At 64.4% G+C, this 6,872-nt stretch carries 6 protein-coding genes; all 6 read right to left on the bottom strand.

All coding sequences use genetic code 11. From position 1 onward, the window contains the following. The coding region (locus tag DI606_RS18930) for a zincin-like metallopeptidase domain-containing protein (RefSeq protein WP_293985440.1) at positions 1-240 on the bottom strand (240 nt) is incomplete at its 3' end. Next, on the bottom strand, positions 237-1,139 hold the full coding sequence (locus tag DI606_RS18925; RefSeq protein ID WP_027297282.1) for a zincin-like metallopeptidase domain-containing protein: 903 nt from the start codon (positions 1,137-1,139) through the stop codon (positions 237-239). The genes DI606_RS18925 and DI606_RS18930, both read right to left, overlap by 4 nt. Positions 1,140-1,183: 44 nt before the next feature. Next, the gene (locus tag DI606_RS18920; RefSeq protein ID WP_062346518.1) at positions 1,184-3,409 is read right to left on the bottom strand and encodes a hypothetical protein; all 2,226 of its coding nucleotides are present in this window, start codon (positions 3,407-3,409) and stop codon (positions 1,184-1,186) included. Continuing rightward, positions 3,406-5,193, bottom strand: a complete 1,788-nt coding sequence (locus DI606_RS18915; RefSeq protein WP_293985436.1) for a hypothetical protein — start codon at positions 5,191-5,193, stop codon at positions 3,406-3,408. Before DI606_RS18915 ends, DI606_RS18920 begins: the two co-directional genes overlap by 4 nt. Then, on the bottom strand, positions 5,190-6,581 hold the full coding sequence (locus DI606_RS18910) for a site-specific integrase (RefSeq protein WP_027297285.1): 1,392 nt from the start codon (positions 6,579-6,581) through the stop codon (positions 5,190-5,192). Before DI606_RS18910 ends, DI606_RS18915 begins: the two co-directional genes overlap by 4 nt. 154 nt (positions 6,582-6,735) lie before the next feature. Next, the coding region (locus DI606_RS18905; protein WP_293985442.1) for a zincin-like metallopeptidase domain-containing protein at positions 6,736-6,872 on the bottom strand (137 nt) is incomplete at its 5' end.

Here is a 6,872-nt window from a genome sequence, read left to right as displayed (position 1 = left end):
TGCGGCTGCCTCCCTGAGCCAGGCCACGGCCTGCTCGGCTTTCGCCGCGGCCTTGATGATCGCGCTCGCATCGCCTTTCAGAATGCGCAGCCAGTTGTCGATGTAGCTGGCGTGATTGTCGTGGAGCTCACCGGGAAGATCGAGATCGGCGCACACCAGACATTGCCCGATGCAGGCGACATATCCTGACAGTCCAGCCCCAATCTGACTTCCGACGCCAATTTTTAGGACGCGCATCATGCCGCCAACTCCTCGGGCTGGGGTTGCTGGGCGTGCATCCAGTCGGCTGCGGCCTGTGCCTTGCTGGCGGCGGTGAAGATGGCGCGAGGGTCGTCCTTCAGCACGCGCAACCACGATGCGACGTATGCGGCATGATCGGCGCGCGGATGGTGGGCGATCCCGAGGTCGGCGAGCACGAACGAAGCTGTCAGTTCGGCGCAGATCTCCTCGATCGCCAGACTGTCCCGCTTGAAACGTTCGGCAAAGTTGCGATCGAGCCGGTGCTTTGCCCCTGTGGCGTGGGCCGCCTCATGCAAAAGCGTGCCCATCTGTGCTGATGCATCCCGAAACGAGGCAAAGGTCGGCATGAAGATGTGATCGAGGTCGATCCGGTAGTGCGCATCGTAGGCGCCCTCGGTGATCGGGATCTTGAGGGCCGCGACGAAAGCTTCGGCGTGCCCGAACCGCTCGCCCTCGGGTAGAACTGCGACAGGAGCGGGCTCATAGCCCTCGACCTGTGCGAGGTTGAACACGGTGAAGGCCCGGGCGAACATGCGGCCGGGGTCGGCTTCGCCGTCGTCATGATCATCATCGGCGCGCGATGCGGCCTGCTTCCAGAACACGACGGTGGTTCCGCGCTCACCCTTGCGGACCTGTCCGCCAAGAGCTGCCCACTGGCGATAGGTCCCCCAAAGACCACTGGAATAGCTGCTGGCTTCGGCGGCAATCCAGAGCGCCAGCACATTGACACCGCGATAGCGACGGCGGGAGGTGACGTTCTGCGGCCTCGTCGTGGCAGCGCCATCATGGTGCCAGGGCATGCGCCAATTGCCGGCACCGGCTTCGATGGCAGAGACAATCTCGGTGGTGATGCGCGAATAGACGTCGGCTCGCGGCGTCGCAGGGTGGGATCGGGACATGGCGGGTCTCCACGACGAGCGGAGGGAAACTCTCTTCCGCTCCTTCAGCCCGTCACCCGAAAACCGGCCTCCTCTCCCTCTCCCGCCACACCGGTCCGAGGTGTGGCGGCACCGGGCGCGATCTGTTCGAGGACACGCTCAATCCTTGCCACCTCGGCCTGAAGCGTTACCCGCTGCGGTTCTGGAAGCCGCTTCTCGCGCAGCAACAGCCGCGCCTCGTCAGCTCCGCGCTGCCAGGCCGGGCGATGCCGTTCGGCAATGCAGGCATTGGGGCAGCGGACCGGCTCGCACATGGCGATCATTGGTCCGGTCGCACCCGGTTCCGAAATGCGGTTGAGGCACAGGGCAGTTGCCGGATCAAAGAAGCAATCGGCCAGCGGGCCGACATGCAATGTCCGCGCGAGACTGCCGAGCATCGTCCGTAGGCGTGGCCGGTCGGCAATCATGGCGGGTAGCGGCGCCAACTCGTGGGCGGCAGTATCGAGTGCGGCTCCGATCCTGTTCGCGGCAGGTCCGCCAAGGCGCGCACCACCTTGCCGATCGTCGAAGTAGACGAGGATATCGTCGATCTGGCCAAGCGCGCGCTGGGCTTCGATCTCTCCCCGAAATCCGGACCGGCTGCTGCCGGCATAGCCTTCGAACGCCGCAACGCTGGCGTGCTTGTACTGGATCATGCCGGCAATCGTCCCAAAGGGCCGGTTGGCGATGTGCCAGGCAATGGTCCGGCGAAACTGGCGTGTGGTCAGACGCCAGGGCGCGCCATTGGGGCCGGCAGGAATGATCGGTGCCTGCGCCGTTCCGAACCGGTCGTTGAGATGATCGCGAAACCGGTTGAGTTGCCGGACGATCTCGGCAGAAACGTGCGTCTTGGTGTTAGCCCGAAGCGTGAGGACCGGCCACAAGGTCGTTGTCCCGCGCGCTTGCCCCGCCCGCGCGGAAAGCCGTTCGAGGACGGCAATGGCTTCGGCGACCGGTGCGATAGTGACCCACTCGGTCTCCTCGCCGCAGCCGCGCTTGCCCTTGTAGGCGGTGGACTTGATGCGATGCCGCAAGATCGCACCGTCTTCTGCTCTGGTGATGGACAGGCATCCCCGCTTCATCGCCTGGATCTCGCTGTCCCGCATGCCTGAGAGATAGGCACAAACGACGTAGGCCGCCGACTGCAGCATGACCTCTTCGAGAGCCAGTACCTTGGCATCGAAGCGGGTGCGCCAAGGCAGGCCAGTATCGAGATCGGCGGAAATGGGCGTATCCATCCCGCCGATCTCGGTGCCGAGTTCTGCGATGGCGGCGGCGATGAGGTCCGGCGCCCCGGTGGTCAGGCCAAGGTGCATGGCAGGTTCGACCTGCGCGTCGATGCCGGCGTGAAGGTGGATCAGATGATAGTTGATCGGCGGCGTGACTTTGCCGCTTTGCGGATCTGTCCGCGTTGTGCCGTTGTGTGCGGTGGTCCAGATCGGGATCCCGCGCCCTTGTCGCCGCAAGGCGGCAATATAGGTGTTGAGGCGTTGGCGTTGCCGCGACCGTCGATCCGTATGATCAAGACCCGCCTCAGCGGCAACCAGACGGTTGCGCTTTGCTTCAAGGCGATCGAGTTCCGCCCGTGAGGCGAGGATATCTCCTGCGTAGTAGTTCACATAGCGCAGCGACCAGGCGAGCAGCGGCGTTATGATCGCTTCCGGAATGCGCGGCGTCCGGTTCTCTCCGGCGACGTACTTTGCTCCCGCCACCGAGAAAGGGCTGCGCCCCGGCCACGGTTCAAAGGAGAGGCGCGCAGTCGGCAGATGGTGCCGCAACTCATGCAGGTCGAAGACTATCCGCAGCAGCGCTGCCGCCGCAACCGGACGCAGTCCGGCAAGGCGCAAAGAGCGGGCGTAGCGATCAGCCAACGACTGATCGACCCGGCCAAGATCGAAATGACCCAGCTGAGCCTTCACGAAGTCGAAAAAACGCAAGATCCGGTTGGCCTCGCCGCGCACCCCCGCCGGCTCAAGCCGTGAACGGTGGCCGGGTAGATCGACATTGAGACGCGCATGAAGAATCTGGCGCAGGGCATCGGCGATGGAAGGGTCTTGGATAACGGCGAAATGTACCGTGACATGGCACCGCCGGGCATTCTCGCGAAACACGCCGGGAGCCAGATCCCAGACCGGATCGCCATATCGCGAGATATGCGCGCGATCGACCCCAGGGCGGAGCGGTGCGGAGATGAGCACCGGGAGGGCGTCACGTTCATTGCAGCTGTCGGCCAGAAGCTGGAGAGCGGTCATGCGCGGGCCTCGGGTGGCAGGTAAACCATGGGAGGTTCGGCCGCGACCTGCGCCCGGGCCCTTGCCACGACATCGTCGCCGAAGGCGGGCAGGATCTGCTGAACAATGCGGTCACGGGCATGGCCGAACTTGGCTGCCCAATCGGCTGCGCTCAGGCCGGCTCGCTGATCATCGACAAAGGAGAGGAACGCGAGGATGGCGGGTAGCTTGCGCGCGGTGATGACCGCGTTGCGACAATCGAGGCAACCCCAGAACGGCGTTGGGCACGCGGTACCGGCAGATGCAAAGGGACTGGAATAGAAGTTGCCGCAGCTGGCAAGCCAGACGTCCTGTTCGCCGTCGAGAAGTGCGCGCGAGACGCCTTCATCATCCGGAGTAGGGCTCGCCAACTCGCCGCGCAGTCGCTCCTCGTCGGGAGGAGGAAGTGCCCTGGGACCGGGCAGCGCCGCTTCGAGGGCGTCCGCCACGGCCTGCTCGTGCAGCGGTCTGAGCGCCGGAATATCGGCGTAGTGCCGTGCCGCGATCTCGGCGGTATGGCCGACGGCGAAGCGGGCCATGTGCCCTTCGGTCTTCAGGTACCACAAGGCCTTGTGCGTCTTGCGCAGGTGCGAAAGGCGCAGATAGAGCGGTCGGCCGGCGTCATCGACAATGCCGTGACGCTGCGTCCAGGCGTCGATCGTCATGCGCGGATGGCGAATACCAGCGGTGATCTCGCCGTGCTGATAATAGACCCACAGGCAATCGCTGGCATGATGTACCCGCGCCTTGGCCGTAAGCGCGATAATGCGCCGGATCAGGCCGCCCGGTGTTGTCGAGGCGCCGTCCCTGACCCGGATGGTCTTGTGTTCGGCACCATGCGCGCGAAGCTTGGTGTATGCGATCTCCACCGTCCCGCCCGAAGCGTTGCGCAGGCAATCGATGGTGAGAGTCTTGCAGCACTCGAGTTCGAGGCCGGTCTCGAGCGAAAAAAGGACCAGTAGCGGCACGACATCGGCGGATGTGAGGTAATGGGCACCATGCAGCGCGATGGCGAAATCCGGGCTGACGATGCTCCGGTTCCAGCGTCTGGCGTAAAGCGCCATCCACTCGGCATCGCGATGCTTCAGGGTACCGCGAGCCTCTATCGCTAGGTGCGCCTTGTGGGCGGCCACCTCAAGATCCGGCACGTCGTCATAGCGTGGGCCGGCCCGCAAGCGCGCCTCGATGCCGACAAGATCGGTGCGCGCCGCTTCGCGTAGCTGGCGGGCAACGAACGGACTGTACGCGTCACGAGGGCGAGACCGGGCATAGGGATGCGAACTCACGTAGCGAAGCCGATCGCGGAGCCCCGGGTCAAAGAGATCCGGTTGATCGACGGCGACCCGGCGCAGGATGGAAACGATCTTGGCGACATAGGTCGGCGCGTGCACTCGCGACTTGCCTTGTGCGGCGAGCCATCTCTCGAATCCATCGATATGGTGGGTACGAAGGTCTGCCGGGCCGTTGATCCGATCGCCTGTCCCGGCAAGATAGGCAAAGAAGCTCGGCAACTGCGTGACGTATGTCTTGATCGACGAACGCACCATGATGGGGCCGCGCGGGGCGACCAGCATGAACAGGCCCCGTGCAAAGGCGAGAGCCAGGCCACGGGGCCGGAAGCTGGTGAAATCCACGAGCAACTCACCGCCGTATGGCGGATCGATCATGAAGCGCAGCGTGCTGATCTGCGACCATGGATCGGCCTCGGGCGCAGTCGCCGAGGCCTCGAAACTGACCTTGCGTCCTTTGCGTGGAGCAGCGGTCATGATGGAAGATAGCCCGGTACGAGTGCCAACAGCTCTTCGACCGCCGCATCAACGGTATCGGCACGCGTGGCGAGGTGATCGAGATAGATCGAGGTCGTGGCGAGGCTTGAATGACCGAGCAATCGCTGAACCTGCTGAAGCGGATCGCCGACCAACTGGCGATAACCATCCATGGTGCCCACCGGTGCCGCCGCCTCGGCAAGGCGGCGCTGGATCAGCATCGCCAGCATGTGGACCGCAAAGGAATGCCGGAGTTGATGGGGGCTGACCCGGACCGGGATGCCGGCATCCGTGCAGCGGCGGCTCGCCCGCGCGAAGATCGCTTCCCACGAGTTGGGGAGCACCGGTTGCCCGACCTCGGTCAGCCAGAGCACCGCTGCTTCGCAGGGCGTTCCGTCGTCATCGCAAATGACGAGCCTGGCGCGTTCATCCGGTGTGACGACCTCCATGTCCATCGTGCCACCGCCAACGAGATGCAATGCGCTCGGCCCGAATGAGGGGCAGTGGATGAAGATCGGGCGGTCGATGGCTTCCCAGCCACGGCGTCTTGCGAACTTGGCGACGGCTTCGGCTCGCTCAACGGCGATATAGGCGTCAAACACCGGCAACAAACGGCGCGGCAGCAACATGCTACGCCCCCTGTCCCCCTTGGTGAGTGCCGCCGGAAGCTCTACCCGCCGCTGCCGTTCCGCGCGGGCATCGCCAACCGGAATCTGGGCAGTGAGCAGGTGGGATGCCTCTTCGAGGCGCAGGCCGGTGGTGACCAGCAGATCGGCGAACAGCGCGTTGCGCGCGCCATTCCGGTCACGTGCTCCAGGACGCTCGGTCCCTTCTATGGTCAGGCCGCGCAATCCGACCTCTCGGAAGGCGCGGTAATCGGTGAGATCGATGAAGCGGACATCGGACCGACGGGCCGCGCGTTCATAGGCGTCGTTGCGGCCCGTGACGGCCGCTCGACGCCCTCCGTGCGAACTTCGCCAGACCTGACGGTGGGTAAATGGTGTGCGCTCGATCAGGCCCTCCCGCTCGGCCCATCGGTAAAGCTTGTCGAGCGAGGCAATCGCCCGGTTCCACGTCGACGCCGAAACCCGAAACTCAGCATCGCTGCGCCGCCGGGCACGATGATAGGCACTGACATCATCGGTATCGGCTTGCCAGACAGACTTGCCGCGCGCGGAGGCGAGGAAGCGAACCCAGACCAGAACATCATAGCCGTGAGCGCGCAGCGAATGGCGCGAACGCGCCCCGTTCAACGGCAGATCGAGGAAGTAGCGGTCGAGGTCTGGATCGTAGATCTCTCCACCTTGCAGGATCATTGGGATGTAGGAGTCCAGGCCATCCGCCGCCCGGCGTTCCTGAATGACGATCGACGTGTCTGAAGTATCCACAGCTTGCCAGTCCCTCCCCCGGACCCCCTCCCGAATCCAGATCGCACACCTTGCGCGCCTGCGGGACGGTGGCCATCAGGCCGGACTACGCCAGCTTATGGATAGCGCTTCATCCGGCCTGATGACCCCCTGCGTTGTGCCAAGAACATACCGTTCAATGGTGCGTCAGGCACGGTGCAGACTGTCCAGATAAGGCGACCAGTTCCTCGAACGCATAGGCGTTGTCGCCGAAGCGTTTGCCGAACTCGCGCGCGAGCCGCTGCGGTGCCCCTGAATAATGCACATATTCGT

This window comes from Sphingobium sp. (assembly GCF_003248505.1).
GTDB lineage: Bacteria > Pseudomonadota > Alphaproteobacteria > Sphingomonadales > Sphingomonadaceae > Sphingobium.
Note: the sequence above shows the minus strand (reverse complement) of the source record. Positions and strands in the feature narration are given on the sequence as shown.